The 25769-nt window shown below is 63.7% G+C and carries 23 protein-coding genes, 1 tRNA gene and 1 pseudogene; 14 read left to right on the top strand and 11 right to left on the bottom strand.

Going from position 1 to position 25769, the window contains the following annotated elements:
• Positions 1-52 precede the first annotated feature (52 nt).
• Positions 53-772 (top strand): TetR/AcrR family transcriptional regulator, encoded by a 720-nt coding sequence (locus tag AC0L2R_RS04925; protein ID WP_473507914.1) that lies wholly within the window; start codon positions 53-55, stop codon positions 770-772.
• A gap of 99 nt (positions 773-871) precedes the next feature.
• Here the strand turns inward: AC0L2R_RS04925 and yihA are convergent, their stop codons facing one another.
• The 5 genes from yihA to rpmH form a co-directional block, all read right to left on the bottom strand.
• Positions 872-1531, bottom strand: a complete 660-nt coding sequence (gene yihA / locus AC0L2R_RS04920; RefSeq protein ID WP_473507913.1) for a ribosome biogenesis GTP-binding protein YihA/YsxC — start codon at positions 1529-1531, stop codon at positions 872-874.
• A complete protein-coding gene (locus AC0L2R_RS04915) occupies positions 1528-2166 on the bottom strand; it encodes a CatB-related O-acetyltransferase (protein WP_091596428.1) in 639 nt (212 codons plus the stop codon). Before AC0L2R_RS04915 ends, yihA begins: the two co-directional genes overlap by 4 nt.
• Positions 2167-2356: 190 nt before the next feature.
• Complete coding sequence (gene yidC, locus AC0L2R_RS04910; RefSeq protein WP_473507912.1) at positions 2357-4180, bottom strand: membrane protein insertase YidC; 1824 nt, start codon at positions 4178-4180, stop codon at positions 2357-2359.
• Positions 4181-4193: 13 nt separating this feature from the next.
• Entirely contained in the window at positions 4194-4547 is a 354-nt protein-coding gene (rnpA, locus tag AC0L2R_RS04905; protein ID WP_128175793.1) for a ribonuclease P protein component, read from the bottom strand.
• 16 nt (positions 4548-4563) lie between these two features.
• Positions 4564-4698, bottom strand: coding sequence for a 50S ribosomal protein L34 (gene rpmH, locus AC0L2R_RS04900; protein ID WP_008833937.1), 135 nt, complete (start codon positions 4696-4698; stop codon positions 4564-4566).
• Between the two features lie 300 nt (positions 4699-4998).
• Between rpmH and AC0L2R_RS04895 the strand changes: the two genes are divergently transcribed.
• The gene (locus tag AC0L2R_RS04895; RefSeq protein ID WP_287220362.1) at positions 4999-6486 is read left to right on the top strand and encodes an ATP-binding protein; all 1488 of its coding nucleotides are present in this window, start codon (positions 4999-5001) and stop codon (positions 6484-6486) included.
• Positions 6487-6653: 167 nt separating this feature from the next.
• A tRNA-Arg gene (locus AC0L2R_RS04890) sits at positions 6654-6730 on the top strand.
• A 151-nt stretch (positions 6731-6881) separates the two neighbouring features.
• On the opposite strand, the gene AC0L2R_RS04885 is transcribed toward AC0L2R_RS04890, so the two are convergent.
• Positions 6882-8129, bottom strand: a complete 1248-nt coding sequence (locus tag AC0L2R_RS04885; RefSeq protein ID WP_473507911.1) for an MFS transporter — start codon at positions 8127-8129, stop codon at positions 6882-6884.
• A gap of 193 nt (positions 8130-8322) precedes the next feature.
• Here AC0L2R_RS04885 and AC0L2R_RS04880 point away from each other — a divergent pair, with 193 nt between their 5' ends.
• The 4 genes from AC0L2R_RS04880 (at position 8323) to AC0L2R_RS04865 (ending at position 12120) form a co-directional block, all read left to right on the top strand.
• Positions 8323-8982, top strand: coding sequence for an ArsR/SmtB family transcription factor (locus AC0L2R_RS04880; protein ID WP_473508071.1), 660 nt, complete (start codon positions 8323-8325; stop codon positions 8980-8982).
• 102 nt (positions 8983-9084) lie between these two features.
• Complete coding sequence (locus AC0L2R_RS04875) at positions 9085-9396, top strand: ArsR/SmtB family transcription factor (RefSeq protein ID WP_473507910.1); 312 nt, start codon at positions 9085-9087, stop codon at positions 9394-9396.
• A 3-nt stretch (positions 9397-9399) separates the two neighbouring features.
• On the top strand, positions 9400-9885 hold the full coding sequence (locus AC0L2R_RS04870) for an SRPBCC family protein (RefSeq protein WP_473507909.1): 486 nt from the start codon (positions 9400-9402) through the stop codon (positions 9883-9885).
• A 363-nt stretch (positions 9886-10248) separates the two neighbouring features.
• The gene (locus AC0L2R_RS04865; RefSeq protein ID WP_473507908.1) at positions 10249-12120 is read left to right on the top strand and encodes an adenylate/guanylate cyclase domain-containing protein; all 1872 of its coding nucleotides are present in this window, start codon (positions 10249-10251) and stop codon (positions 12118-12120) included.
• A gap of 175 nt (positions 12121-12295) precedes the next feature.
• On the opposite strand, the gene AC0L2R_RS04860 is transcribed toward AC0L2R_RS04865, so the two are convergent.
• The 3 genes and pseudogenes from AC0L2R_RS04860 to AC0L2R_RS04850 form a co-directional block, all read right to left on the bottom strand.
• Positions 12296-13549 (bottom strand): DUF5996 family protein, encoded by a 1254-nt coding sequence (locus AC0L2R_RS04860; RefSeq protein WP_473507907.1) that lies wholly within the window; start codon positions 13547-13549, stop codon positions 12296-12298.
• A 98-nt stretch (positions 13550-13647) separates the two neighbouring features.
• A pseudogene (locus AC0L2R_RS04855) lies at positions 13648-13796 on the bottom strand (pirin family protein); the annotation flags it as partial.
• A gap of 299 nt (positions 13797-14095) precedes the next feature.
• Positions 14096-14989 (bottom strand): LysR family transcriptional regulator, encoded by an 894-nt coding sequence (locus AC0L2R_RS04850; RefSeq protein ID WP_473507906.1) that lies wholly within the window; start codon positions 14987-14989, stop codon positions 14096-14098.
• A gap of 154 nt (positions 14990-15143) precedes the next feature.
• Between AC0L2R_RS04850 and AC0L2R_RS04845 the strand changes: the two genes are divergently transcribed.
• On the top strand, positions 15144-15794 hold the full coding sequence (locus tag AC0L2R_RS04845) for a hydrolase (protein WP_236378018.1): 651 nt from the start codon (positions 15144-15146) through the stop codon (positions 15792-15794).
• Positions 15795-16084: 290 nt separating this feature from the next.
• Here the strand turns inward: AC0L2R_RS04845 and AC0L2R_RS04840 are convergent, their stop codons facing one another.
• On the bottom strand, positions 16085-16978 hold the full coding sequence (locus AC0L2R_RS04840) for a LysR family transcriptional regulator (RefSeq protein ID WP_473507905.1): 894 nt from the start codon (positions 16976-16978) through the stop codon (positions 16085-16087).
• A gap of 343 nt (positions 16979-17321) precedes the next feature.
• Between AC0L2R_RS04840 and AC0L2R_RS04835 the strand changes: the two genes are divergently transcribed.
• The 6 genes from AC0L2R_RS04835 to AC0L2R_RS04810 all read left to right on the top strand — a co-directional run bounded on the left by AC0L2R_RS04835 (position 17322) and on the right by AC0L2R_RS04810 (position 23748).
• Positions 17322-17960: a (2Fe-2S)-binding protein gene (locus AC0L2R_RS04835; RefSeq protein ID WP_473507904.1), complete on the top strand. Its 639-nt coding sequence runs from the start codon at positions 17322-17324 to the stop codon at positions 17958-17960.
• Positions 17961-17963: 3 nt separating this feature from the next.
• A complete protein-coding gene (locus AC0L2R_RS04830; protein ID WP_473507903.1) occupies positions 17964-18962 on the top strand; it encodes an FAD binding domain-containing protein in 999 nt (332 codons plus the stop codon).
• Positions 18959-21076, top strand: coding sequence for a xanthine dehydrogenase family protein molybdopterin-binding subunit (locus tag AC0L2R_RS04825; protein WP_473507902.1), 2118 nt, complete (start codon positions 18959-18961; stop codon positions 21074-21076). The genes AC0L2R_RS04830 and AC0L2R_RS04825 overlap by 4 nt, the downstream gene beginning before the upstream one ends.
• Positions 21077-21213: 137 nt before the next feature.
• Positions 21214-21609 (top strand): (R)-mandelonitrile lyase, encoded by a 396-nt coding sequence (locus tag AC0L2R_RS04820; RefSeq protein ID WP_473507901.1) that lies wholly within the window; start codon positions 21214-21216, stop codon positions 21607-21609.
• Between the two features lie 343 nt (positions 21610-21952).
• Positions 21953-22675, top strand: a complete 723-nt coding sequence (locus AC0L2R_RS04815) for an SDR family NAD(P)-dependent oxidoreductase (RefSeq protein ID WP_473507900.1) — start codon at positions 21953-21955, stop codon at positions 22673-22675.
• Positions 22672-23748 (top strand): S-adenosylmethionine:tRNA ribosyltransferase-isomerase, encoded by a 1077-nt coding sequence (locus AC0L2R_RS04810; protein ID WP_473507899.1) that lies wholly within the window; start codon positions 22672-22674, stop codon positions 23746-23748. Before AC0L2R_RS04815 ends, AC0L2R_RS04810 begins: the two co-directional genes overlap by 4 nt.
• Before the next feature lie 257 nt (positions 23749-24005).
• Here AC0L2R_RS04810 and AC0L2R_RS04805 read toward each other — a convergent pair whose 3' ends face one another.
• Positions 24006-25574, bottom strand: coding sequence for an adenylate/guanylate cyclase domain-containing protein (locus AC0L2R_RS04805; RefSeq protein ID WP_473507898.1), 1569 nt, complete (start codon positions 25572-25574; stop codon positions 24006-24008).
• Positions 25575-25769 lie beyond the last annotated feature (195 nt).

Genomic DNA, 25769 nt, shown 5'->3' with positions numbered 1-25769 from the left:
ATATCAAGGATGATCGAACCGAGCGGTTCGAATTTTTTCGAGGTGTGACGTTATGACCGAGCCCGACAAGGACCAGTGCGATCTGCTGGATGGCCTGCGTCGCGGCCGCCCGGCGGCGGGACAGGACCCGGTCAAGCGCAGCCAGATCATCGAGGGCGCGCGTCGTGTCTTCATCGACAAGGGCTTCGAAGCGGCGTCGATGAACGACATCACCCGCGAGGCCGGCGTTTCCAAGGGCACGATCTATGTCTACTTCGCCAACAAGGAAGAGCTGTTCGAGGCGCTGATCGAGGAAGAGCGCGGCACGATCTTCAAGAACATGTACGATCTGCTCGACCGCGCCGACGACCTTCGCGAGACGCTGGTGAAGTTCGGCAAGGTGCTGTCCCTTAAGATCACCTCGGCCAAGGTCGTCCAGGCGCAACGCACCGTGATCGGCGCGTCCGACAGGATGCCCGAACTTGGTGCGCGTTTTTACGAACGCGGCCCGAAACGCGGCCACGACAAGGTCGTTGCTTTTCTCAATGCCGCCATCGAGCGCGGCCTGCTCGAGATCGACGATGTCGATCTTGCCGCCTATCAGTTCACCGAACTGTGCCTGGCGGGTCTTTTCCGTCAGTGCATATTCGCCTACCGCACCAAAGCCCCGAGCCAGGATGAAATCGACCACATCGTCAGGTCGGGCGTCGGCATGTTCCTGAAGGCTTACGGCACCGAAAGGCTTGCCACGGAAGAAAGCACCCAGACGATCGCCCTGGAGGCAAAGTCCTAGAGCATTTTGCAGCCAAGTGGAATCACTTGGCGTCGCAGAAATGCGGCTAAAAACAAATAGATAGAGCGGGATGCCAGTTCAATTTGAACGCATCCCGCTCTAGCCGCCATTGGCCGCCAGCACGATCGCCGCGCGCAATTCCTCGAGGCCCTCGTTTTTTTCCGACGACGTGGCGAGGACGAACGGAAACGCCGCCGGCCGCTTCTTGACCTTCTGCAGTGTCTCTTCGATCAATCGCGGCACGCCGGCCGCCTTGATCTTGTCGGTCTTGGTCAGCACGATCTGATAGGACACCGCCGCCTTGTCGAGCAGCGACAGCACTTCGTCGTCCTTGGCCTTGATGCCGTGGCGGGCGTCGATCAGCACGTAGACGCGCTTCAGGGTGACGCGGCCCTTGAGATAGTCGAAGACGAGTTTCGTCCAGTCGTCGACCTTTTCCTTGGGCGCAGTGGCGTAGCCGTAGCCCGGCATGTCGACCAGCGCCATCGGCGGCAGGTCGGCGCCTTCGCCGGAAAACCCGCCCGGAACGAAATAGTTGAGTTCCTGCGTCCGCCCTGGCGTATTGGACGTGCGCGCCAGTCCCTTCTGATTGACCAGCGCGTTGATCAGCGACGATTTGCCGACATTCGAGCGGCCGGCAAAGGCGATCTCCGGCGGTCCTTCCGGCGGCAGGAACTTCATCGCCGGCACGCCGCGGATGAATATCCACGGCCGCGTGAACAGCTCGATGCCGATCACGGACTTGTTCAACGCGTTCAAACCGCTGCCTCCAGAACAGAAATATCGGCGCCACGAATGGCATTGAGGTTGCGGCTGATCTTTTCCACCGGCCAATCCCACCACGCCGCCGCCAAAAGCCGCCGGATGGTCCTGTCGTCGAAACGCATCTTAACCACCTTGGCCGCATTGCCGGCGACGATCGCATAGGGCGCCACGTCATGCGTCACCACCGACTTTGCCGCAACGATGGCGCCATGGCCGATCGCCACGCCGGGCAGGATCGCCGCTTCCATGCCGATCCATACATCATTGCCGATCACTGTGTCGCCGCGCAATTCCTTCGACCAGGTCGCCGGATCGAAACCCTCTTCCCAGCCATGACCGAAGATGTTGAACGGATAGGTCGAAAAGCCGGACATGGCATGATTGGCGCCGTTCATGATGAAGCGCGCGCCCTCGGCGATGGCGCAGAACTTGCCGATGATCAGCCGGTCGCCGATGAATGGATAGTGATGAAGCACGCATCGCTCGGCGAATTTGTCCGGCCCGTCCGGATCGTCATAATAGGTGAAGTCGCCGATCTCGATGTTCGGCGCCGTGACCAGCCCCTTCAGGAAGCCGACGCGGCTATGCATCGGGATCGGGTGCTTGATGTTGGGGTTGGGTCCGATCATGGTCTGGCTCCATCGACGAAACAGCAGGTCAAATAGCGCGATCCGCCCGGCAGCACCGACCGCGTGCGCAGCGGATCATCCTTACCTGTTCATCGACGGGAACGCGCTCCTGAAACGACAGCGGAGCTTATAGGGCGCGGCGGCGTCTACCGCCGCGCCGGGCTTTCCTGGATTCGGCAGGCAGCGCCGTCTATTCCGCCGGCGACGGTTTCTTCCGGAACAGTGCGACCAGATTGTCCCACAATTCGATCTTGGCGCCCTGCCGCTTCATGATCACGCCTTGCTGGATGATCGAAAGCAGATTGTTCCAGGCCCAGTAGATGACGAGGCCGGCCGGAAAACCCGCCATCATGAACGTGAAGACCACCGGCATCCAGGTGAAGATCATGGCCTGCGTCGGGTCCGGCGGCGTCGGGTTCATGCGCATCTGCAGGAACATGGTCAGGCCCATGATCAGTGGCCAGACGCCGATCATCAACATATCCGGCAGCGCGATCGGGATGAGGCCGAACAGGTTGAAGATCGAGGTCGGATCGGGCGCCGCCAGATCCTGAATCCAGCCGAAGAACGGTGCGTGCCGCATCTCGATGGTGATGTAGAGCACCTTGTAGAGCGCAAAGAAGACCGGGATCTGCAGCGCCACCGGCCAGCAGCCGGCGAGCGGATTGATCTTCTCGGTCTTGTAAAGCTCCATCATCGCCTGTTGCTGCTTCATCTTGTCGTCCGCGTATTTCTCGCGGATCTCGAGCATCTTGGGCTGCACCTTCTTCATGTTCGCCATCGACGCGTAGGACTTGTTGGCGAGCGGATAGAAGGCGGCTTTGACGACGACGGTGGTGGCCAGGATGGCCAGGCCGAAATTGCCGAAGAATTTGTACATCGTGTCGATCAGATAGAACATCGGCTTGGTGATCCAGATGAACCATCCCCAGTCGATCAAGCGGTCGAACAGCCTGATGTTGCGGTCTTCGGCATAGGCGTTGACCTTGGCCACTTCCTTGGCGCCGGCGAAGATTTCGCTCTCGACCGTCGCCGACTGGCCGGCATCGACGGTGATCGGGTCGGTCAGGAAGTCGGCCTGGTAGCGCGGTCGGCCGTCCTCGAAATAGGCGTAACGCGGCTGGAACTGCTGCTTCTCGGTCGGCACCAGCGTCACCGCCCAGTATTTGTCGGTTATGCCCAGCCAGCCATCGGTCGACTTGCTCGGCGTGAACTGCTTGTCCTCCTCGATCGACGAATATGTGTGTTCCTGCAGGCCTTCCGTGCCGGTGACGCCGATCAGCCCCTCATGCAGCACATAGATGCTGGCAACGGCAGGCTTGTCGAAGCGGGTGACACGGCCGTAATTCGACAGGGTAACGGCGGCCGACCCCGAATTCTGCACCGTGTCCGACACGGTGAACATGTAGTCGCCGTCGACGGAGAAGGTGCGCTTGAAGGTCAGGCCCTTGTCGTTGGTGAAAGTCAGCGTGACCGGGGTCGCCGGGGTCAGCGTCGCATTGCCGTCGACGGTCCACACGGTTTCCGGGCCCGGCACCGTGCCGGTCTTGTCGCTGCCGATAAAGCCGATCTCGGCATAGTAGCCCGTAGGCAGCGCCGCCGGGTTGAGCAGTTCGATCTCGGGCGAGTTCTTGTCGACCGTCAGCCTGTAGTGCTTGAGCTTGAGGTCGTCGAGACGGGCGCCGGCGAGATTGATCGAGCCCTCCAGGCTCGGCGTGTCGATCCTGACGCGCTTCGTCGACGCCAGCGCCTGCTCGCGGCTGGCCAGCGTCGTGCCGTCGGTTCCCGGTGCATTGGGTGCATTAGGAATGGCGCCTTGCTGCGGCACCGGCGTTTCGCTGCCGCCCGGACTGGCGGCTTCGGCCGCCTTCTTCTGCTCCGCAATCTGCTGCTCTTCGATACGGGCCGCCTCGCGTTGCGCCTCGCTGTGCGGCAGCACGTAAAAATACTGCCAAAGCGACAGGATCAGCACCGACAGCGCGATGGTGATGAAGAAGTTCCGGTTGTTTTCCATCGAAAGCCTTGGCCTATCGTGTTCCGCGCAGTCGGCGTGAGAGTTCGGCCTTCAACTGACCGAACGGAATGGCAAGCACATCTTCGCGCCCGACGATGACATAGTCATTGCCTGGCTTCATGTCATCCGCGGCATGCGTACGCACGGCTTCTCTCAGCCGCCGCCGGATGCGGTTGCGGACGACTGCGTTGCCGACCTTCTTGGTGACCGTGTAGCCGACGCGAGGCGCCGCTGCGTCGCTGCGGTCGAGAACCTCGACGAGAAAAAGCCGCCCGCGGCGCTTTTCGCCACGCCGGACGGCCAGGAATTCCGCGCGCTTCAGAAGCCGCTTGGGATGTGCTCCCACTGGCTTGCCGGTTGCGGGCAACGATCTCGTCTTCCGTTCAGGCGCTGAGCCGCTTGCGGCCGCGGTTGCGGCGGGCTGCGACGACGCCACGACCACCCTTGGTGGCCATGCGGGCACGAAAACCATGCCGGCGTTTGCGGACGAGTTTGGACGGTTGGTAGGTACGCTTCATTTGTTTTAATACCGCGGGGTGCGGCCCTTCTTGATTCTGTCACTCTGTAACAGGAGCTTTGCCCGGCCGGCTTTGGCGCGATCGAAACCGCGCCGGGACGAATGGCCCGAGCGTGAGCGGGCTTATAGAAAGAAGGGTTTTGGAAGTCAATCCGGCCTCGACATTCCGGCGCCTCGGGCCAACGGCTGGCGTGTGGCCGAGGTCTGGGCGGTCTTATCCCTGATTGGGACGAAGGATGAAATTGGCAAAAAAGCCGCAATGGCCTAATCTTGGCTGATCAAGTGATCGTGAAAAAGCAGCATGAGTGAAATCCCATCCGCGGACGAAAGCACCAATCGGGCGACCGCAGCCGCCCGCAGGGTGCCGTTGTCGCGTGGATTGTCGACAAAGCTCCTGCTGCTCACCATCGTCTTCGTGCTCCTGGCCGAGGTCCTCATCTTTCTGCCCTGGATCGCCAGCTACCGGCTGAGCTGGCTGAAAGAGAGGCTGAGCACCGCCGCGGCCGTCTCGATCGTGCTGGTGCAGGGAGAGCCCGCCTCGCTGTCGCGCGCTGCCCAGAATGATGTGCTGATGGCGATCGGCGCCAAGGCGATCGCCGTGCGGGACGGCGGTGTCTCGCGGCTTCTGGTGGTGGCTGAGATGCCGCCGCACGTCGACGAGCATATCGACATTGCCAATGTCGGCCTGATCGAGGGCATGACCGGCGCCTTGGACACGCTGTTGTTCGGCGGCGAGCGGATGCTGCGCGTTTTCGGGCCGGTCGGCGACAGCGACAAGGAATTCGAGCTGATCATGCCCGACTACAGCCTGCGCAATGCCATGCTCATCTATTCGCGCAACGTCGCCTTCGTCTCGCTGCTGATCTCGCTGTTCACCGCCATGCTGGTCTATGCCGCCATAGACCTGATCATGATCGGCCCGATACGGACGATGACGCGCTCGATGCTGGCCTTCTCCGAGGCTCCCGACGACCCCGGGCGGATCATCCGCCCTGCTGCTCGCGCCGACGAAATTGGCGTTGCCGAGCGCGAGCTCTCGCAGATGCAGGAGCGGCTGCAAAAGATGCTCTCCGAGCAGAAGCATCTCGCCGACCTTGGCCTCGCCGTGTCGAAGATCAACCATGACATGCGCAATATCCTGGCGTCGGCGCAGCTGATGTCGGACCGTCTGCGCCAGGTCAAGGACCCGACCGTGCAGGCCTTCGCGCCAAAACTGCTGCGCGCGCTCGATCGTGCCGTATCCTATTCGGAAGGTGTGCTTGCCTATGGCCGCACCCAGGAGCCGCCGCCCTCGCGCCGCAGGCTCAGGCTGCGCCAGCTGGTCGATGACGTCCACGGCCTGCTCGACACCGAAGGCGGCATCGAATTCGTCAATGCCGTCGATCTGGCTTTCGAGGTCGATGCCGATTCCGATCAGCTTTTTCGCGTGCTCACCAATCTTTGCCGCAACGCCGTCCAGGCGATGGCGGCGGACGCGGAAAGCGCGGTGGTGCGTCGGTTGTCGGTGTCGGCCGAGCGCGTCGGCAGCGTCAGCCGCATCACCGTCACCGACACCGGCCCCGGCCTGCCGCCGAAGGCGCGCGAGAATTTGTTTGCGGCGTTCCGCGGCTCGGCCCGCAGCGGTGGCACCGGCCTTGGCCTGGCAATCGCCTATGAACTGATCCGCGCCCATGGCGGCACGGTGGAGCTTGTCGAAAGCAGAGGCGGCCGCACCACATTCGCGGTCACCATTCCCGACCAGCCGGTCCGGCTCGACCAGGCCCGCAACGGCCTGCGCCGTCCCGCCTGATCCTCGCCCGCCCGATCCTCGCCCTGTCTGATCCTCTCCAAGGCACGAAGAACAAAACTTTTGCCGATCGGCTTGCTTTTCGGAAATGCAGTCGCTAGGGAACACCTCACATCGCGGCCGGTCGTCAGGGATCGGATCGCGGGGCCATGCAAAGCATGGCCTGTTGCGCGCCCGTAGCTCAGCTGGATAGAGCACCAGACTACGAATCTGGGGGTCAGGAGTTCGAATCTCTTCGGGCGCGCCAATAATCTCAATCAGTTAGCGGCGCGACACCGTTTCAAATCGGTTTTTGAAACGGTTTTGAACGGCCGGTTGCTTTTTGTGTGATTTCGCGCGAGTGGCACTTCAGGAACCCGACGCTGTCGCGGCGGAGGCGGACGCATCCGAGGCGACGTTCAACTGCTTCGTCCGGCATGACCTTCGCGCATCATGAAAGCGACCACGGTACCGGACAGGAAAGTGAGGGCGGCGATCGAGGCAATCGCCCACGCCAGGCCGAAGAAGTCGGCGATCAGTCCCGCCGACAGCGCACCGATCGCGTAGCCGAGATCGCGCCAGAAGCGGTAGACGCTGAGCGAGCGGGCGCGCCATGAAGGATGCGACGCATCCGACACCGCGGCGATCAGGCTCGGATAGACCATCGCCGTGCCCAGACCAAGCAGGAGGCTCGCCACCAGCCACCAGCCGAAATTCGAGGTCAGCGCCGTGAGAAAGAGCGCCGACGCCTGCACCCACATGCCGGCGACGATCAGGCCCTTGCGGCCCCATCGGTCGCTGAGCGGTCCCGTCACGACCTGCAGCACGCCCCAGGTGACGGGATAGACGGCCTTCAGAATGCCGATGCGCTCCACACCGAGCCCGCCGGCTGCGAAGAAGAGCGGAAAGATGCCCCAGCTCATGCCGTCATTGAGGTTGTTCACCAGCCCGGCCTGCGAAGCGGCAAAGAGGTTGCGATCCCGAAAGGAGGTCAACGCAAAGACCTCGCGGAAGGAAAGGGGGGAGGCCTCGCGCGGATGGTTCGCCAGTTCCGCACGCACATGATCGCGCGTGTCGCGCACGAGCAGGATCGAGAGCACCGTGCCCAGCACTGCGTAGCCGACGCCGAGATAGATCGGGATTGGTCGCAGACCGTAGCGACTGGCGAGATAGCCGGTGAGAAAGGCGGTGATCCCGACTGCGAGGTAACCGGCAAACTCGTTGAGCCCTACGGCGAGGCCACGCCCCTTCGGGCCGACAAGGTCGACCTTCATGATGACGGTCATCGACCAGGCGAAGCCCTGGCTGATGCCAAGCAGCGCGTTGGCGGCGATGACCCAGTTCCAGTCTGGCGCCCAAATGATCATGAAGGGCACCGGCAGGCCGAACAGCCAGCCGATAACCAGCACGCGCTTGCGCCCCCATTTGTCGGCGAGCTGTCCGGAGACAAGGTTGGCCAGCGCCTTGACGACGCCGAAGCTGACGATGAAGGAGACGACCAGCGTGGTCGAGGCGAGCCCGAATTCCTCTGAGCCGATCAACGGCGCGACGGTGCGTTCGATGCCGACCATGCCGCCGACGAATGCATTGATAAGCACAAGCAGCGCGAACTGCCGCCAGTTGGCCTTGAGACCGAGGCTCACTGCTGGCGCCGCGATCGTTGTCATGCGGCACCGGCATTGATGGCTCGGGTGCGTGCGGCCATCACTACATCAATCCCGTTCGGGAGCCGTCAGAGCCGGAGCCAAGGCTGCTAAGCGATTGAAGGGGCTTCTCGGCCACGGACTTGTCTCCTCGGGGGCCGTGTGATACGCATCATTCAATAATTATGTTGAATGAACTAGCGTGGCTGCTACCCTGATGTCAATCCGCAATCCGAAGCAGGCACTTTACCAGCAGTTCGCGGTTGTCGCGAAGGCTCTGGGCAATCCGCAGAGGCTGGAACTGATCGAGCAACTCGCGCAGGGTCCGCGCAGCGTGGAAGCCTTGGCCGCCAAGCTTGCGCGTCCGGTGGCGAATGTCTCGCAGCATCTCCAGGCGATGCGCCGCGCCGGACTCGCGACGTCAGAGCGCGATGGCAAGTTCGTCAACTACCGGCTCGCGGATGAAAGCGTACTTGCCGCCTTCGCCTCCATTCGCGTCGTTGCCGAGCGGCATTCGGCCGAGGTCGAACGCATCGTGAGGGGCTATTTCGACCGGCGCGACGATATGGAGCCCGTGTCCCGGGAAGAGCTGGCCGCGCGAATGAAAGACGGGCTCGTTACAGTCATCGACGTCCGACCGCCCGATGAGTTTGCGCTCGGACATCTGCCCGGCGCGATCAACGTCCCCCTCGACCAACTGGAACAGCGGTTGTCCGACCTCGAGGCGAAGCCCGAGATCGTCGCGTACTGCCGCGGACCGTGGTGCGTGATGTCATTCGAGGCGGTCGCATTGCTGCGTGAGCACGGCTTCCGCGCACGCCGCATGGAAGATGGCCTGCCCGAGTGGCGTGACGCGGGCTTAGCTGTCGAGGCTTGATCGACTTCAACTTCAAAGTCAGTCACCCGCCCCTCATTCGCTGGGTCCTTTTGGCCGTTGCAAGGTTGACACATCACGTTAGTCCGTGCTAACGCGTTAGTAGTGACTAACGTGAACAACAGCTGGACCGCCCTGGGCGACCCCACCAGGCGCACGATCTTCGAACTCTTGGTCGAGCATCCGCGTTCGGTTACCGAGTTGGCGCGTGCCCTGCCGGTGACCCGGTCGGCGGTCTCGCAGCATCTGAAGGTGTTGAAAGAGGCAGGGCTCGTGGCTGCCACGCCGGACGGCAAGCACCGCATCTACCGCGTCGAACCCGACGGGCTGGCGGCGCTTCGCACAGAGCTCGACCGGTTCTGGATGAAGACGCTCGCTGCCTTCAAGCAAGCTGTCGAACAACCGCGAAAGGAGTGAAAAATGAACACGCAAGCAGCAGACACCTTGGTAAGGCACTCGATCGTGGTCGAGGCGCCGATCGAGCGCGCCTTCGAGGTCTTCACGGAGGATTTTGGCAAGTTCAAGCCCAGGGAGCACAGTCTGCTCGCCGTGCCGATTGCCGAGACCGTGTTCGAGCCGCGCGTCGGCGGCCATATTTATGATCGCGGCGTCGACGGCAGCGAGTGCCGCTGGGCGCGCGTGCTGGCTTATGAGCCGCCGCACCGTGTGCTGCTCAGTTGGGACATCAGCCCGCAATGGCGGTTGGAGACTGATCCGAACAAGGCCAGCGAGTGGGAAGTCCGCTTCACTGCCGAGACGGCTAATCGGACCCGCCTGGATCTCGAGCATCGCAAACTGGAGCGCCACGGCGCCGGCTGGGAAAGCGTGCGCGATGGTGTCGCCGCCGATCAAGGCTGGCCGCTCTACCTGCAGCGATACGCCGACCTGTTCGGGCGTCGGGCCTGACGGCCACATCCGCAAGCATCAGACCCAATCCGGTCTCGCGGCCTGCAATACCGTAAGCGCAGGAGTTATTCGCGGTGGCGACACTGCCGCGAATAGCGTCCCTTGCCTACCCGGAGCCCGACAAGCGTAGGCGCAACAATCACACCGACCAGCATGCCCAACGCCGCTTCGGATGCTGGGACGGCTCCGCGCGAAGCGGATGATGGCCGACGAAGGTCAGAACGGTATAGGCCACAATGGTCACGCATTTGTGAGCTGTATGATAAGCCTATTCGGGATTATGGGTCTAATCTTGAAGCGTGCGTCGTCTTAAGTGTCAGGCGTAGTAGTCCCTGCAATGGCCGCCGCTCAGGAATAATGCTGATGGAACGCAAGCTCGCGGCAATCATGGCCGCCGATATCGTCGGCTACAGCCTGCTGATGGCTGAAAACGAGGCTTCCACCTACGCGAAGCTGCGCGCTGTTTTTGATGAGCTCATTGACCCGACCACTGCCCGCCATGGCGGGCGCATCGTCAAGACGGCGGGAGACGGCTTTCTCGCCATGTTTCCCAGCGTCAACGAAGCGGTCGATGCGGCGCTGGCCATACAGGAGGGCTTCGACAAGGGCCCGTTCGAGCTGCGCATCGGCATCAATCTTGGCGATGTCATCGAAGATGAGGGCGACGTATACGGCGACGGCGTCAATGTGGCCGCCCGTCTTGAGGCGATGTGCGATCCGGGGCAGATATTCGTCAGCGGCGCCGTGGTGATGGCGGCCGACCGCAAAAGCGCGGACAGGTTCGTCCGCATCGGCCGCAGGCGGGCCAAGAACATTCCCGAACTTCTCAACGTCTACCGCGTAAGGCGCGCGGGCTCTCGGTGGTCGCCATCGCGGCACGTGCCGCAGGTGCTGCGCAGCACCGCCGCCCGCTGGTCTTATGGCGTAGCCGCCATAGCCCTCATCCTCATCGGCACCCAAATCCAGCCACTCCCCCTGGCAGCCATGGTCAGCCGCATCCCGGGGGTCTTGTCGATGGACCAGAGCCGCGCCGACCCCCGGCCGTCAGTGGCGGTCATGCCTTTTGCGGCGATGAGCGGCAGCGGCGAGCAATCGTATTTCGCGGACGGACTGGCCGAGGATGTGACGACAGCCCTTGCCCGCAATTCAGAGCTGCAGGTCATCGCGCGCGATTCCACCTACGCCGTGCACGGGCAGGGTACGGACGTGCGCAAGCTCGGGGCGAAGCTCGGCGTCGATTATGTGGTTGAAGGCAGCGCCCGCCGTGAAGGCGACCAGCTTCGCGTGTCGGCGCAGCTGATCGATGTAAAGACAGGCGCGCATCTGTGGTCGCGCAGTTTTGACCGCCAGGTCGCCGACGTGTTCACCGTCCAGAGCGAGCTGACCACTGAAATCGTCGCGCAGATCGCGCCCTATATCGGCAGGAGCGAGGCGGCGGCGGCAGCGGAACGCCCGACCGACAATCTGCAGGCCTATGACCTCGTGCTGCAGGCCCGCAACCGCTACCGGCACGGCGGCGATGACCTGCAGGACATTCTGGAGGCGCGGGGCCTCTACCAGCGCGCCCTTGAAATGGACCCGTCCTATGCGGCCGCCCGCGCAGGCCTCGCGCTGACCTTTATCGCCAGCGTGGCGCAGAGCGGTGACGGCCGGGAAAATGCGCCGGAACTCCATCTTGGGCTTAGCGAAGCTCGGCAGGCGGTCCGTCTCGACCCCAATCTTGGCCTTGGCTATCAGGTCATCAGCTTCGGGCTTGCCCTGCAGGGCGACTATTCAGGCGGCTTGCAGGCCGCACGGCGCGCTGTGGAGCTCAACCCTAACGACCCCGACAGCATGATGGCGCTTGCAAAGGCGCAGGTTCGCTTCGGGCAATATGATGATGCCGTCGCCAACGCAGAGCGGGCCCGCCGCCTTCATCCTATGGCGCCCGAGTACTACGCCTATGTGCACGGGCAGGCGCTCTACGCGGCTGACCGCCGCGACGAGGCTTCCGCCATCATAGAAGAATGCCTGATCCGGGCGCCGCGCGATGCAAACTGCCTTCTGATTCAGGCCGCTTTGCAGAGCGCGGGCGGCGAGGTCGAGGCAGCCCAGCAGACGATGGCAAGGCTGGTCGAGGCGCATCCGGCATTCTCGCTGGAAGCAGAGCGCGCTTACCGCCGGTTCGGTGACAGGCCGCTGATGGAAGAGTTCCTGCAGGACCTCGCAAAGGCCAAGGCTCCTGAATCCGCCTGAAAGTTTTTACAGAGCGACGCCCAGTTCCATTCTCTCCGGCGCGCCAATTTGGGCATTCCACGACGTCAACACCGAAAATTGCCGCCAATCGCCGCCCGAACTACGTCCGCCGCTTACGGGTTAGGAGTCGGTCGGAGCCGGTCCGTTTGGCGGGTGGAGGGGAGTTACGCGCAGCCTATGACCGACGCAGCACGTCCTGCCATTCGAGATGACGGTCGATCTGCGCTTTTGCGAACGGACAAAGCGGAATGATGGCGACCCCTTCGCGCCGGGCATCCTCGACCGCCTGGCGTACCAGTCGCTCGCCGACCTTGCGGCCACGCAACGCCGCTGGAACGTCGGTATGGTCGATGATGATCAACCCTTCGCCGGCCCGGCTATAGGTCATCTCAGCTTCGACGCCGTCTACGAGGATCCGGTAGCGTCCCTTCGATGCGGTATCCTCCCGCTCGACCTTTTCGACGGTCAAGGGAGAGGCAGGGCCCGGCTGCTCGGCGTCATGCGGCCGCGGCTGACCCCGCCGCCCCGGCATGCAGTCCAGCAGGTCGCGGTCCCATCTTCCGAGATCGGCCGCAGCGTCGTAGGTCGAGACGAGAAACTCCATAAGCGCCGCGTCGGGATTTGCAGCCGACTGAACGGCATCGTACGGCAGGATGAATTCCGATAGGCCCTCATGCCAGAACGCGCCCTCGGGCCGGACCGAGGCGCCCCGGAAGCCACTCGGCGCCGGATAGGCGTAGGCATAGAACGCGGGGTAATCGATGCCGCCACCGCCGGGCCAGAAACCGGCTGAGGAGACCTCGCGGTCGTAGGCTTCCTGTGCCACATCGTTGGGCAATGAAGGAATGCCGCCGGGATGGAGAGGCGCGCGCCGCCCTGAAAAGCGGGTGACGGCCAGGTCAAAACTGCCCCAGAACAGGTGAACGGGACTGGACTTGCCAAGAAAGGAGGTCCGGAACCGATTGAATACCCTGTCGACCGCTACCGATGCGTGATGGAAGCGCTGAACTGCTTCCCGGTCATAGGGCCGGTCGCGATGATCTTCGGTGAACGGCACGGGGTTGGGCACCTCGTTCGGATTGCCGTTAAAGGTCGGCGTGCCTCCAAGTTCGGAAATCAACTGCACGAAATTGGCGTGGAACGCCGCGACTGTGGATGGCCCGAGCGCAAACGATGCCTTGCGACCATTGCCGCATGTACCGACAACCATATGGTCCCGAAGGTCGAAGAGGATCTCAATGCCTGGCCCGTCGGGGATCGGCGAGGAGGTCAGGCCGAGCGGCGTGACATAGAAGGTCGCGTTCCAGGAATGGTTGAGCCACGGAGTATGAGCAAGGCGATATTTCCCGGCGATCTGCAAATAGAGATGCAGGGCCGAACACGTCTCGCGCCAGCCGAGGTAATCCAGGTGGGGCCACTTGTTGCTCATTGTGCTTTCTCCATTCAGAAACATACCCGGCACGCGACGCGTCATCTCGTCTGAACCGCCGGGGTCCGTGCACCCAGGCGACCTCCTTCTTAACGCGGTCAGTCCGGTACGGGAATGTGCTCATCTCGGTCATCGATCGGGAGATCGAAACGTCCCTTGCCCCAGTCCTCGGCGCGCCATTCGGCCTTCGGTTCTTCGATGCGGTCCTTCGAGGAGGCGACGAGTTCCACCAGATATAGCGCGGTCCGCCGGTTCGATTGCTGGGTTCCAACTCATGCGCGTCATCCTCACTTAGGCCGTCCAGAAAGCCTCGCCGTTGCCGATACGAATGCCCGATTTCGACTAATCCGAACCGCGAGCGGGAAGAGCGCTTTCGGCCCGACAAATGCCTAAACTGGCGAGCGACCGTCTGCCCAACTAGTCCTATGATACGTCAAGCTGTGTCGCAGCAAGTGGAACGTGCGGGCAATGTCGTCGAGCTCAGCGGCTCGCAGTAGAGCGACCGTCGAACACGGTTCCTTGACAATGCTTTGAACCGTTCGCGTTCTAACGATCAACTCCCCAAAGATCCGGGTTCTGTTTGAAATACTCGATCAGCAACTCGGTGAGCACCCGCACTTTCCGCGTGGGATGCTGACCCGGCGGGCGGACGACATATGCGGCCCCCGGAGGTACCGGATAGCGTGTCATGATCGGGACCAGCGCGCCGGAGGCCACATATTCATGCGTGATGCAATCAGGGAGCCAGGCGATGCCGAGACCTGCTGCCGCCGCGGCAGCGAGTGCCGTGGCGCTATCAGCCTTGAACCTGCCCTGCGGCTGGACCGTAACAATCTTGTCGCCATCCATGAACTGCCAGGCTTCTGTTCCCTGCATGAGGGCCTGATGGGTGACGAGTTCGTCCGGAGACTCGGGTGACCCGTGCGCTTTGATGTAATCCGGGCTCGCGACAAGCTTTCCATGGATCGGCCCGACGCGCTTCGCGACCAGGTTGGAGTCGTGAAGGTAGGCGCCCCGGATAGCGCAATCGAAACCCTCTGCGATGAGATCGACGAAGCGATCGCTGTAGGAAGTATGGATGTGAAGTTTCGGGTGCAGACGCGCCATTTCCGCGAGCACGGGGGCGAAGTGGGTCGCGCCGAAAGTAAGCGGCATGGCAACCCTCAGGCGGCCGCGCAGCTCACCGGTCGGGAGAATCGTTTCCCTGGCCGTGTCGATCTCGGCGCTGGCTCGGGCCGCATGATCCCTGAAAGTGGTTCCCGCTTCGGTGAGCGCGGCGCCGCGGGTCGTTCGTGCAAGCAGCTGGACGCCAAGCTCTGCTTCTATCCGGAAAAGTCGCCGACTGACGATCGATTTGGAGACGCCGAGCCGGCGCGCTGCGGCCGATACGCCCCTTGCATCGGCCACTGCGACGAATGTCTGTAGGTCTTCGATGTCCATTCGACGTTCCTCATTTCGCGACACAGCTTGGCTGAGTATGGCACTACCGCATCACCCAAAGGAACAGCAAATTGCGGCAAGGCAACGTCGCCCGCCGGCGCATGTCTCCCCGTGAACCCATTGCCGTCCACAACGGCAGAGAAAGGAAGTCTTGATGACCCCCCGTAACGGCCTCGATTCGCTTCTTCGTCCCGAAGACTCGGTACTCGTTCTGATCGACCACCAGCCTTACCAGCTCACGAACCTGAACAGCCACGACCCGCATATGGCGGTCAACAATGCTACGGGTCTGGCGAAGGCTGCCAAGGCATTTAGCGTACCGACCATCCTCACGAGCGTGCTCGCTGACCGAGGGGGGCTCATCTTTCCGCAGATCACCGACGTCTTCCCTGGCCAGGAGGTGATCGACCGGATGCTTATCAACACCTGGGAAGACCAGAAGGTCGTCGACGCGGTCAAGAAGACCGGCCGCAAGCAGTTGATCATCGCCGGTCTGTTCACGGAGATCTGCGTCGCGATGCCGGCGATTCAGGCTGCCGGCGAAGGATGGGACGTCACGGTCATCACGGACGCCTGCGGCGGCGTGTCGGTTGAAGCCCATGAGGTGGCGATCCAGCGCATGATCGCGGCCGGCTGCAATATGATGACGTGGATGGCGCTCGCGTGCGAATGGCAGCGCGACTACACCAGGGCCGAAACCCTGCCTGCATTGATCGAGCTCCTCAAGGATCACATGGCCGGCAGCGGCATGGCGTACCTGTGGGAGCAGCAGCTGCTCAACACGCCGGTGCCGAGCGAAGGCTGATCCGGGCCGGGATGGCGAGCATTTCGGTGAGCGTCGGGATCGATCCGTTTGCCGGCCCTCGCCATCCTCGTCCTGCAGAGAAGCCCCTGCAATGTCGCGAACAGTTTCCGATGCACGCAAATGCCGCACCCGCTTGCCCCGGCTGACCCGAAATCATCGCGCCTGCGGGACGGGGCTCTCAGCCCTGTCCTGCAGTAACTCTGAGAGCGGCAAATCTGCCGCCTTGCCGAAGCTGCCACAGCGTCCCGCCACGTGAGCATAACATCGGGTTGTCATCGCACAGCATTGCCTCAACCGGAGAAGCGGAGCGTATCGACGAGCAGGGCGAAAGCCGGCGACGCTTGGCGACGGCTGGGATAGTAGAGGTGATATCCCGGCCAGGGCGGTGACCACTCATCCAGCACCCGCATCAGGCGGCCGCTTTCCAGATGACGCTCCGCGACATCCTCCGGCACATAGGCGAGGCCGAAACCAGCCAGCGCCGCCTCCAGAATCTCGAGGGTGCCATTGAGGACAATCTGACCGTCCACCCGCACCTTCAGCTCGCGACCATCGCGCTCAAAATCCCAGGCCCAAAGCCCGCCGTTGATGGAAAAGCGCTGGTTGATGCAAACGTGGTCGGTCAGCTCCTGCGGCGTCGTTGGCGGCGGCCGCCTGGCGAAATACGACTTCGTCCCGACGACGGCGAAGCGGATGTCCGGTCCGACGCGCACCGCGATCATGTCTTTTGCAACACGCTCTCCCATTCGCACGCCCGCGTCGAACCGTTCGGCAGCAATATCCGTCAGTGCGTTGTCGAGGAAGACCTCGACGGTGACGTCGGGATAGTCCGGCAGGAGCTTCGCCAGCTTCGGCCAGATGACGACGTTGAACGCGTGATCGCTTGCCGTGAGGCGAATGGTGCCGGCGGGCTTCTCCCGCAATTCGCTCAACGCCTCGACCTCGGCCTCGATCTCCTCAAAGCGCGGGCCGATATTGCGCAGCAGCCGCTCGCCGGCCTCTGTAGGCGAAACGCTGCGGGTCGTTCTCGTCAGCAGCCGAATGCCCAGGCGCTCTTCCAGATCGCGGACCGTGTGGCTGAGCGTGGACTGCGAAATTCCGAGCTGCGCAGCGGCGCGCGTGAAGCTGCCCTCCCGCGCAACCGCCAGAAAGGCCAGAAGCATATCGGTTCGTCCGCGCTGCATTTATGGCTCCGCCCCATAAGTTTGGGCGGATTATACGGACTAATCGAGCGAACTGCACACACTCAATCGATCGCGATTGCCGATAGCCCCCGCAAATTTCCCGAACGGCGGCGCGAACCCGGCTGGGCAAACACGATGAAGGAAGAACCGGCGGTAGTTCATTCGCGCCGCTGCCATTCATGGCCCCGACCGATAGGTCCTATCGGGGAGCGGGCGCTAATCAAGGCGCCTCAAGCGCCCTAAGCTTTTAGCGTCGCACACGCACCCAGCGTGTCTTCGGGCCGGGGGCCATCCATATCTTGGGCCGCGAATTTGGCGGATCATCACGAAAGCGACAATCGACATGTCTGATAGCCAAAGAACTTCGACAGCCAGTTCGGACATAACGCGCCGGGAGCTCATGCAAGCGGCTGCTGTGACTGGCGGTGCTCTTTTAGGAGAACAATTCGTGCCCGGAGCTATATCTCCGGCGCTGGCACAGGCTGCCGGTGCCGCGACGGCGCCGCTCGATGTGTCGCTGCGCATCAACGGGACGGAGCACCGGCTTTCGCTCGACCCGCGCACGACGCTGCTGGATGCGCTGCGCGAGCACCTGCATCTGACGGGTTCGAAGAAAGGCTGCGGCCTCGGCCAATGCGGCGCCTGCACGGTGTTGATGGATGGCATGCGCGTGAAGGCGTGCCTCTCGCTCGCGGCGCTCGCTCAGGGCCGCGACATCAAAACCATCGAAGGATTGGCGCAGGGCGATGAGCTCCACCCGTTGCAGGCGTCCTTCATCGAGCGCGATGCCTTCCAGTGCGGCTATTGCACGTCGGGGCAGATCATGGCCGGCGTCGCCTGCATCAGCGAAGGCCATGCCGGGTCGCCGCAGGAGATCCGCGAATGGATGAGCGGCAATCTGTGCCGTTGCGGCGCCTACGACCATATCGTCGCGGCCATCCAGGACGCGGCTGCCGTGTCCAGTTCGAAGCAGGAGGGCTGAGCCATGCATCCCTTTGTGCTCGAACGTCCGCGGGATCTCTCTGCCGCACTCAGCTTCGGCGCCCAAGCCGGCCGCAATGATGCGCCGGTCGAATACATCGCCGGCGGCACCGACATGGTGCAGCTTCTGCAGGAGTATGTCCGCCGACCGGATCGGCTTGTGAGCCTCGCGGGAGTTCTCGACGACGGCATCGAGATCGGTCCGCAAGGCCTGAGGCTTGGCGCCGCCGCTACGATGGCGGAGGTGGCCGCCCATCAAGCTGTGGTCGAGCAGTTCCCTCTGATATCCCAGGCGCTGCTGAATTCGGCGAGCCCGCAGGTCCGCAACCAAGCGACCATGGGCGGCAATCTGCTTCAGCGCACACGCTGTCCCTACTTTCGCGATGTCGGCTACGAGGCATGCAACAAGCGCGTGCCTGGCTCCGGTTGCGCCGCCCTGGACGGCGAAAACCGCTGGCACGCAGTGCTCGGCACGAGCGACGACTGTATCGCCGTTCACCCGTCGGACCTCGCAGTTGCCCTGGTGGCGCTCGATGCGTCGGTCGAGCTCCGAGGAGCTGGCGGTGACCGTTCCGTGCCGCTCTCCGATCTTCATCGCCTTCCCCGCGATACGCCGCACCTCGAAACCGTCCTGAAACCGGGCGAAGTGATCACCGCGATCACGGTCCCGGCCAGGGCGGCAGGACTGCGGTCTCACTATCTCAAGGTACGCGATCGCGCCTCCTTCGAGTTCGCCGTGGTCTCGGCCGCAGTCGCAATCGAGACGGACGGCGCTCGCATCCGGCAGGCCCGCGTAGCGCTCGGCGGCGTTGGAACGAAACCCTGGCGCCTGCCGAACGTCGAGACCGCGCTCGTCGGCGCCGACTTCGAGCCAGCGGTGCTCCGCCAGGCGGCGGCGCTCGCAGCAGACGGCACACGGGGTCGCGGCGACAACGGTTTCAAGATCGAACTCATGCAGCGCGCCATCGTGCGTGCGGTCGAAATCGCGGGAGCACGCGCATGACCGCTGCCTTGATCGGAAAATCCGTCAGCCGCGTCGATGGCCGCCTGAAAGTTACCGGCGCCGCGACCTATGCCGCCGAGTTTGAGGTACCCAACCTCGCCCATGCCGCCGTCGTCAGGAGCATTGTCGCGAACGGCCGCATTGCATCCGTCGACACGGCGGAGGCAGAACGGGCGCCCGGCGTAATCGCGGTTGTGACGCACAGCAACGCGCCCAGGCTCGCCTACCAGCCGCATAAGGGCCTCCCCGACGCAGCCGTTGGCGAGCGTCTGCATGTGCTGCAGGACGACCGGGTGACTCACCAGGGCCAGCCGATCGCGCTGGTGGTCGCCGAGACGCTTGAACAGGCGGTTTACGCGGCGGAGGTCGTGCGGGTTACCTACCGGCACGAAGCGGCGGCCACCGACATGGAAAGCGTCGATCCAGTTCCGCCTACCGGGAAACCGGCGGAGTGGGAGATACGGCGAGGCGAACCCGACAGCGCCTTCGAACAAGCGGAATTCCGGGTCGACCAGACCTATGTGATCCCGCGCGAGAACCACAATCCGATAGAGATGTTCGCCACCATTGCCTCATGGCAGGGCGACAGCCTGACCCTGTGGGACAAGACACAATGTGTGCACAACGTTGCCGAGGAGATCGCCGCCGTGTTCGGCATCGCTGCCGAGAACGTGCGTGTCATCTCGCCCTTCGTCGGGGGCGCATTTGGTTCGGCGCTGCGCTGCTGGCCGCATGTCACGCTCGCCGCGCTGGGCGCCCGTGTAGCCGGACGGCCAGTCAAGCTGGTGCTGTCGCGGCGCGAAATGTATTACGGCGTCGGCTACCGTCCTCACACGGTGCAGCGGGCCGCGCTTGGCGCCTCCCGTGACGGTCAGCTCCAGGCCATCCGGCACGAGGGCCACCAGGAGACCTCGACCTACGAGGAGTTCACCGAGGCGCTGCTCAGCGCGACCCGGTTCCTGCACTCCTGCCCGAACGTCCACACGCGCCATCGCATCGCGCCGATGAACGTCCACACACCGACCTACATGCGCGCGCCCGGTGAGGCGAGCGGCATGTATGCCCTCGAATCGGCCATGGACGAGTTGGCGGTCGCGCTGAACATGGATCCCGTCGAACTGCGGTTGCGCAACGAGCCGGACCGGGACGAATTTAGGGATCTCCCGTTCTCGAGCCGATCGACGAAAGAGTGCTACCGGGCCGCCGCCGAGCGTTTCGGGTGGGCACAAAGGAACGCCGCGCCGCGCTCCATGCGCGACGGGCGCTCGCTGATTGGCTGGGGCATGGCCAGCGCCACCTATCCGATGAACTATGCACCCGCCTCGGCCATGGCCCGGCTCTTGCCGGACGGCACTGCCGAAGTGATGAGCGCAGCGAGCGACATGGGACCCGGCACATGGACATCGATGACGCAGGTCGCGGCGGACACGCTGGGCCTGCCGATCGAGCGGGTCAAGTTCACGCTTGGCGACACCCGCCTGCCGCGCGCGCCTATCCACGGCGGTTCCATGACCATGGCGAGCGTCGGCAGTGCGGTGCAGGCGGCCTGCCGCAAGGCGCGCGACGACGCCCTGGCACGCGCCGGCTCCAACGATCTTGAAGAGGCCATGGAGCGTCTCGGCCAAGTCATCGAGGCAATCGCCGACGTCGCTCCCGGAGATGAGACGAAGCGGTTTTCCATGCACGCCTTTGGCGCCGTGTTCGTGGAGGTGGCCGTCGATCCCGATCTTGGCGAGACGCGCGTGCGGCGCATGGTCGGCGCCTATGGCGCCGGCCGCGTCGTCAACCCGAAGATCGCGCGCAGCCAGTGCATCGGCGGGATGATCGGCGGCATCGGCATGGCGCTCATGGAGCACTCGATTGTCGACCCCCGCAACGGGCGCGTCACCAATGCCAATCTCGCCGAATACGCTGTGCCGGTGCACGCCGACGCGCCGCCTGTCATGGACGTGATCTTCGTCGATGAGCACGACCCGCACGTGAACCCGCTCGGCGTGAAGGGCCTCGGCGAGATCGCGCTGGTCGGCGTCGCGCCAGCGATCGCCAATGCCATTTTCCACGCTACCGGAAAGCGCGTCCGCGAACTGCCGATCACGCCGGACAAGCTGCTCTGATCCACCTCGTCGAAAACGAAGGGGCTTGAGACATGATCATCACCCGCAGAGACGTCCTTGCCGCGACGAGTGCTTTCGCTGCCGTGGCTTCAGCAGGCCAGGTTGGCGCAGCTTCTGTCCAAGGAAGGAATGAGACAATGAAGATCACGCGAGTTGGATCACAGCCGTCCGGCCCCGGGCCGGCCGATTACTTTTCTGGGACCGTGCGCATCGATCCGCTCTTCCAGGCGCCCGAGCCGGCGCGCGTTGGTGGCGCCAGCGTCACGTTCGAGCCTGGCGCCCGCACCGCCTGGCACACGCACCCACTCGGCCAGACGCTGATCGTCACGGCCGGTCTCGGCCGGGTCCAGCGCGAAGGCGCGCCAGTCGAAGAAATCCGGCCAGGTGACGTCGTCTGGATTCCGCCTGGCGTGAAGCATTGGCACGGCGCGTCTGCGACGACGGCGATGACGCATCTCGCTATCCAGGAATCCCTTGATGGCAAGCCGGTCGAATGGCTGGAGAAAGTCAGCGACGAACAATACCGTAGCTGAACGCTGGCGGCACCCGGCTCCTCGCGCATGGCAAGGTCTCGCTGCTCCGAAATCCTATGGGGCACGCTGCCGACTCGGCACCGATCGCGGCTGCACATGCGCTCTTCCTTCTCCCCTTGTGGGAGAAGGTAGCCTCGCGAAGCGAGGTCCGATGAGGGGTGTTCCAGCTTGGCACCGACGCACTCCGTCCAGCACCCCTCTTCCGTCTCGGCGCTACGCGCCGATCCACCTTCTCCCAAAGGGGAGAAGGAAAGATCACGCATCGATCCACGCAATGAATGCTTGACCTCAAGTTAACTTGAGCTTGTAGCATTGGCTTGCACGGTTGGAAGGAGCATCGGCAATGCTGACGAACATGGATTTCCACGGACTTCGCGTAGCGGTCACGGGTGGCACGTCCGGCCTCGGACTGGCGCTTGTGCGGCAGTTCGCCGCGCAGGGTGCGAGCGTCACCTTCGTCGCACGCACTGCCGCGGACGTCGAGCGCATCGCTGACGAGACGGGCGCACACGGCATTGTTGGCGACCTCGGCAAAAAGCACGACATCTACCCGATCGCGTTGCAGGTCACCGCCAGCCTCGGCGGGCTCGACGTCCTTATCAACAATGCATCGAGCCTCGGGCCGGTGCCTCTTGCGCTGCTCGCCGACACCGAGTGCGAGGATCTGGAAAAAGCGCTTGCGGTCAATCTCGTCGGCGCGTTTCGGCTGACCAAAGCGCTGTTCGGTGCGCTTGCAACGTCGGCGCGCGAGGGCCGTGGCGCGCTGGTGATCAACATCTCCAGCGACGCGGCGGTGAACGCCTATCCCGGCTGGGGTGCGTATGGTGCGAGCAAGGCCGCTCTTGCCCATCTGACGGCGATCTGGGACGAGGAGGCGAAAGACGACGGCATAAGGTTCCTCGCGCTCGACCCCGGCGATATGGACACCCCGCTGCACGCGCTGGCGCTTCCTGACGCCGACCCGGCCACCTTGAAGCACCCCGATCTGGCAGCTGCCGAGATCATCGAAAAGCTGCTTGACGCGTTGCCGGCCGGCGCAGCACTTCGCGCCGGGGCACGTGGATGATTGCCGCCGACCGTCCGGATCGGCGCTCCGCCAGGCTGTTGGTGGTCATGGCGGACGGCGCGATGGCCGACCTGCCGCGCGCTGACCTCGCGAAGCTGTTCGAGCCCGGCGACCTGGTCGTCGCCAATGACGCCGCGACCTTGCCTGCCAGCTTGCACGGCACCCATGTCCCCAGCAGTGAAGCGATCGAGATCCGCCTGGCGGGCTGGCTGTCACTTGCCGATCCAACGCGCTTCGTGGCGATTGCCTTCGGCGCGGGCGATCACCGCACGCGCACCGAAGATCGGCTGCCTGCGCCTCCACTGTCACCGGGCAATCGCCTCCGGCTCGGCCCGCTTGAAGCCGTTGTGGAGCGCCTTCTCGACCATCCCCGCCTTCTCGAGCTGCGCTTCTTGGGCAACCGCGCAGCTGTGCTTGCAGGACTGGCGCAGCACGGCCGGCCGATCCAATACGCGCATGTTCCTGAGCCGTTGGCACTTAGGGATGTCTGGACGAAGATTGCCGCCCGGCCGGTCGCGTTCGAGGCGCCATCGGCAGGCTTTGCGCTCGACTGGCGCACGCTTCAAAGCTGGCGGCGGCATGATGTCGGCTTCGCAACACTCACGCATGCCGCGGGCATTTCCTCCACCGGGGATCACGCGCTCGACTCGCGCCTTCCCTTCGACGAGCCATACCGCATCCCCGAGCACACCGCGGCGCAGGTCGCGCAGGCGAAGCAGCGCGGCAGCCGCATCATCGCGGCCGGCACGAGCGTAGTGCGCGCGCTTGAGGCGGCCGCCAATCCCGATGGCAGCGTGCGTGCAGGAAATGGCATTGCGACGGGCCGCATCTCGCGGGACACGCCGCTTCGCGTGGTCGATGCGATTCTCACAGGCGTCCACCAGCCGGGCGAAAGCCATTTCGAGCTCCTGCGCGCCTTTGCCGATGATGCTCGGCTCGCCAAGGCCTCCGCAGCCTTCGCCGCGCACCGATACCGCGCGCATGAATTCGGCGATTCCATGCTGCTCAATCGGCAACAGCTGGATCGATCGCGCGAACCGAACCGTGCGCGAGACGCAGCCTCCACTCTATAGGCGATCCGAGATCTTAGTTTCCAAGGCTTCTGGGAAAACAATGTTTTGACTAAACAATTGATTTAAAACGACTATATTGACATTGGTAACTACGAATCTGGGGATCAGGAGTTCGAATCTCTTCGGCGCGCCAATCGGAGCGCTCAGTCCTCGGGCAGCCGGCCAGAGAACTATCCTTCCAGAAGCGACGCGGGATCAAGGGACGTCGCCTGGCCGGACGTGACGCGCAGGAGGGGGCATCTTTCCAACCGCGACGATCACTCCGGCACGCCGGAGATGCCCAGCGCCTCGACGTAACTCTCGGCGAACACCTTGTCCCGCCACGGGTTGATCTGTCTCTGCAGGGTGAGCGTGTAGGTCGGGAACGCCTCCATCAGCCGCCGCGCCGCCGCCTGCGCCTCGTCCAGCCGGTTGAGTTTGACCAGCGCCATGATCACCACCCGGTGCGAGGAGCCGTAGTTCGGCATCTCGTGCAGCGCGCGTTCTCCCCATGCCAGCGCTTCTTCGTAGCGCTCGAGCATCAGGTAGCTCATCCCGATGCCGGAGAGCGCGATGCCCTTCTCGGGGTCGACCGGGCTCAGCCGCATTGCCCGGTGAAAGTGCTCGATCGCGACGAGCGGGCGGCTGGAATGTGCGTTCACCCAGCCGCTGCCCGTATGGCCCTGCGCCGAATTGGGGTTGAGCAGCAGGGATCGTTCGATCGTGCCCAGCGCCATCTCGTAGTCCTTCGCGCTGTAGGCGATCACCTGCGCGGCGAAGCGTAGGCTCGTGGGGTCGTCGCGCGCTTCCGCCAGTACCTCGCGCGCCATGCGCGCGGCGACCCGGGTATCGTCGGGCTCGTGCCAGCACTGGCTCACGGATAGGCTGCGGATATAGGCGCCGAGTGCCTTCGCCAAGTTGAAGCTGGGGTCGATGCTGAGCGCCTCGTTGGTGAGCCGGCGCACGTCGGCAAAGCCTTCGCGCGTCATGCTGTAGAAGCGCGGCAGCGCGCGAAGGTAGAGGTCGTAGGCGCTGATGTAGTCAGTCGGCTTCATGCGCGCCTGCTTGATCTCCTGCAGCCGGATGCTCGGCTCGACGGCGCCGACGACGCTCTCGGTCACCTTGTCCTGCAGGTCGAAGATGTCGCTCACGTCGCCCTCGAAGCGGTCGGCCCAGACATGGTGTCCGCTGATCGCGTCCACCAACTGCCCACTGATGCGGACCCGCGATCCTGCTCTGCGGATGCTGCCTTCGAGCACGTAGCGGACGCCCAGCTCGCGCCCGACCTGGCGCAGGTCCACCGCCCGGCCCTTGTAGGTGAAGGACGAGTTGCGGGCGATCACGAAAAAGGAGTTCACCCGGCTCAATCCCGTGATGATGTCCTCCACCAGCCCGTCGGCGAAGTATTCCTGGTCGGGGTCGCCGCTCATGTTGGTGAAAGGCAGAACCGCGATCGAGGGCTTCTCGGGCAGGGAAGGCAGTGCAGCCACCGAGGCGCTGGCGTCGGTCTCGACGCGGTAGGCGCGCACAGGCCGCTCGATGTTCTTGAGGCGCAGGTCGCCGAGTGGCGTGAAGCCGCAGTCGAGCTTGCCCTGAAGGTGGTCGTAGGCGGTGCCCGAGACGACCACGGTGCCGGGATCGGCGATGCTTTCGAGGCGGGCGGCGATGTTGACCCCGTCGCCGTAGAGGTCGCCGTCCTCCTCGCAGACCACGTCGCCGAGATTGACGCCGATGCGGAAGCGAATCCGCTCTTCCTCGGGCGTCTCCGCCTCGTGTTCTGCCAGGGCCTGCTGGATCGCCATCGCCGAGGTCACTGCGTAAACGACGCTCGCGAACTCGCACAGCAATGCCGTCGCCGGTGAGCTTGACGATCCGACCCTGGTGCTCGGAGACCAGCGGTTCGAGGAGGTTCTTCCGGTAGATCTTCAGCCGCTCGAGCGTGCCGCGCTCGTCGCGCTCCGTCAGGCGCGAATAGCCGACCACGTCGCAAGCCAGGATCGCTGCGAGGCGGCGCTGCGTGGTTATTACACCGCTCAGCCAAG

The organism is Mesorhizobium sp. WSM4820 (assembly GCF_055811075.1).
Note: the sequence above shows the minus strand (reverse complement) of the source record. Positions and strands in the feature narration are given on the sequence as shown.

Bases quoted from the DNA above. Each gene is read 5' to 3' on its own strand.
- AC0L2R_RS04925 (WP_473507914.1), top strand. From the start codon at position 53: ATGACCGAGCCCGACAAGGACCAGTGCGATCTGCTGGATGGCCTGCGT.
- AC0L2R_RS04915 (WP_091596428.1), bottom strand. From the start codon at position 2,166: ATGATCGGACCCAACCCCAACATCAAGCACCCGATCCCGATGCATAGC.
- yidC (WP_473507912.1), bottom strand. From the start codon at position 4,180: ATGGAAAACAACCGGAACTTCTTCATCACCATCGCGCTGTCGGTGCTG.
- rpmH (WP_008833937.1), bottom strand. From the start codon at position 4,698: ATGAAGCGTACCTACCAACCGTCCAAACTCGTCCGCAAACGCCGGCAT.
- AC0L2R_RS04895 (WP_287220362.1), top strand. From the start codon at position 4,999: ATGAGTGAAATCCCATCCGCGGACGAAAGCACCAATCGGGCGACCGCA.
- AC0L2R_RS04885 (WP_473507911.1), bottom strand. From the start codon at position 8,129: ATGACAACGATCGCGGCGCCAGCAGTGAGCCTCGGTCTCAAGGCCAAC.
- AC0L2R_RS04880 (WP_473508071.1), top strand. From the start codon at position 8,323: ATGTCAATCCGCAATCCGAAGCAGGCACTTTACCAGCAGTTCGCGGTT.
- AC0L2R_RS04870 (WP_473507909.1), top strand. From the start codon at position 9,400: ATGAACACGCAAGCAGCAGACACCTTGGTAAGGCACTCGATCGTGGTC.
- AC0L2R_RS04865 (WP_473507908.1), top strand. From the start codon at position 10,249: ATGGAACGCAAGCTCGCGGCAATCATGGCCGCCGATATCGTCGGCTAC.
- AC0L2R_RS04860 (WP_473507907.1), bottom strand. From the start codon at position 13,549: ATGAGCAACAAGTGGCCCCACCTGGATTACCTCGGCTGGCGCGAGACG.
- AC0L2R_RS04850 (WP_473507906.1), bottom strand. From the start codon at position 14,989: ATGGACATCGAAGACCTACAGACATTCGTCGCAGTGGCCGATGCAAGG.
- AC0L2R_RS04845 (WP_236378018.1), top strand. From the start codon at position 15,144: ATGACCCCCCGTAACGGCCTCGATTCGCTTCTTCGTCCCGAAGACTCG.
- AC0L2R_RS04840 (WP_473507905.1), bottom strand. From the start codon at position 16,978: ATGCAGCGCGGACGAACCGATATGCTTCTGGCCTTTCTGGCGGTTGCG.
- AC0L2R_RS04835 (WP_473507904.1), top strand. From the start codon at position 17,322: ATGTCTGATAGCCAAAGAACTTCGACAGCCAGTTCGGACATAACGCGC.
- AC0L2R_RS04830 (WP_473507903.1), top strand. From the start codon at position 17,964: ATGCATCCCTTTGTGCTCGAACGTCCGCGGGATCTCTCTGCCGCACTC.
- AC0L2R_RS04825 (WP_473507902.1), top strand. From the start codon at position 18,959: ATGACCGCTGCCTTGATCGGAAAATCCGTCAGCCGCGTCGATGGCCGC.
- AC0L2R_RS04820 (WP_473507901.1), top strand. From the start codon at position 21,214: ATGAAGATCACGCGAGTTGGATCACAGCCGTCCGGCCCCGGGCCGGCC.
- AC0L2R_RS04815 (WP_473507900.1), top strand. From the start codon at position 21,953: ATGCTGACGAACATGGATTTCCACGGACTTCGCGTAGCGGTCACGGGT.
- AC0L2R_RS04810 (WP_473507899.1), top strand. From the start codon at position 22,672: ATGATTGCCGCCGACCGTCCGGATCGGCGCTCCGCCAGGCTGTTGGTG.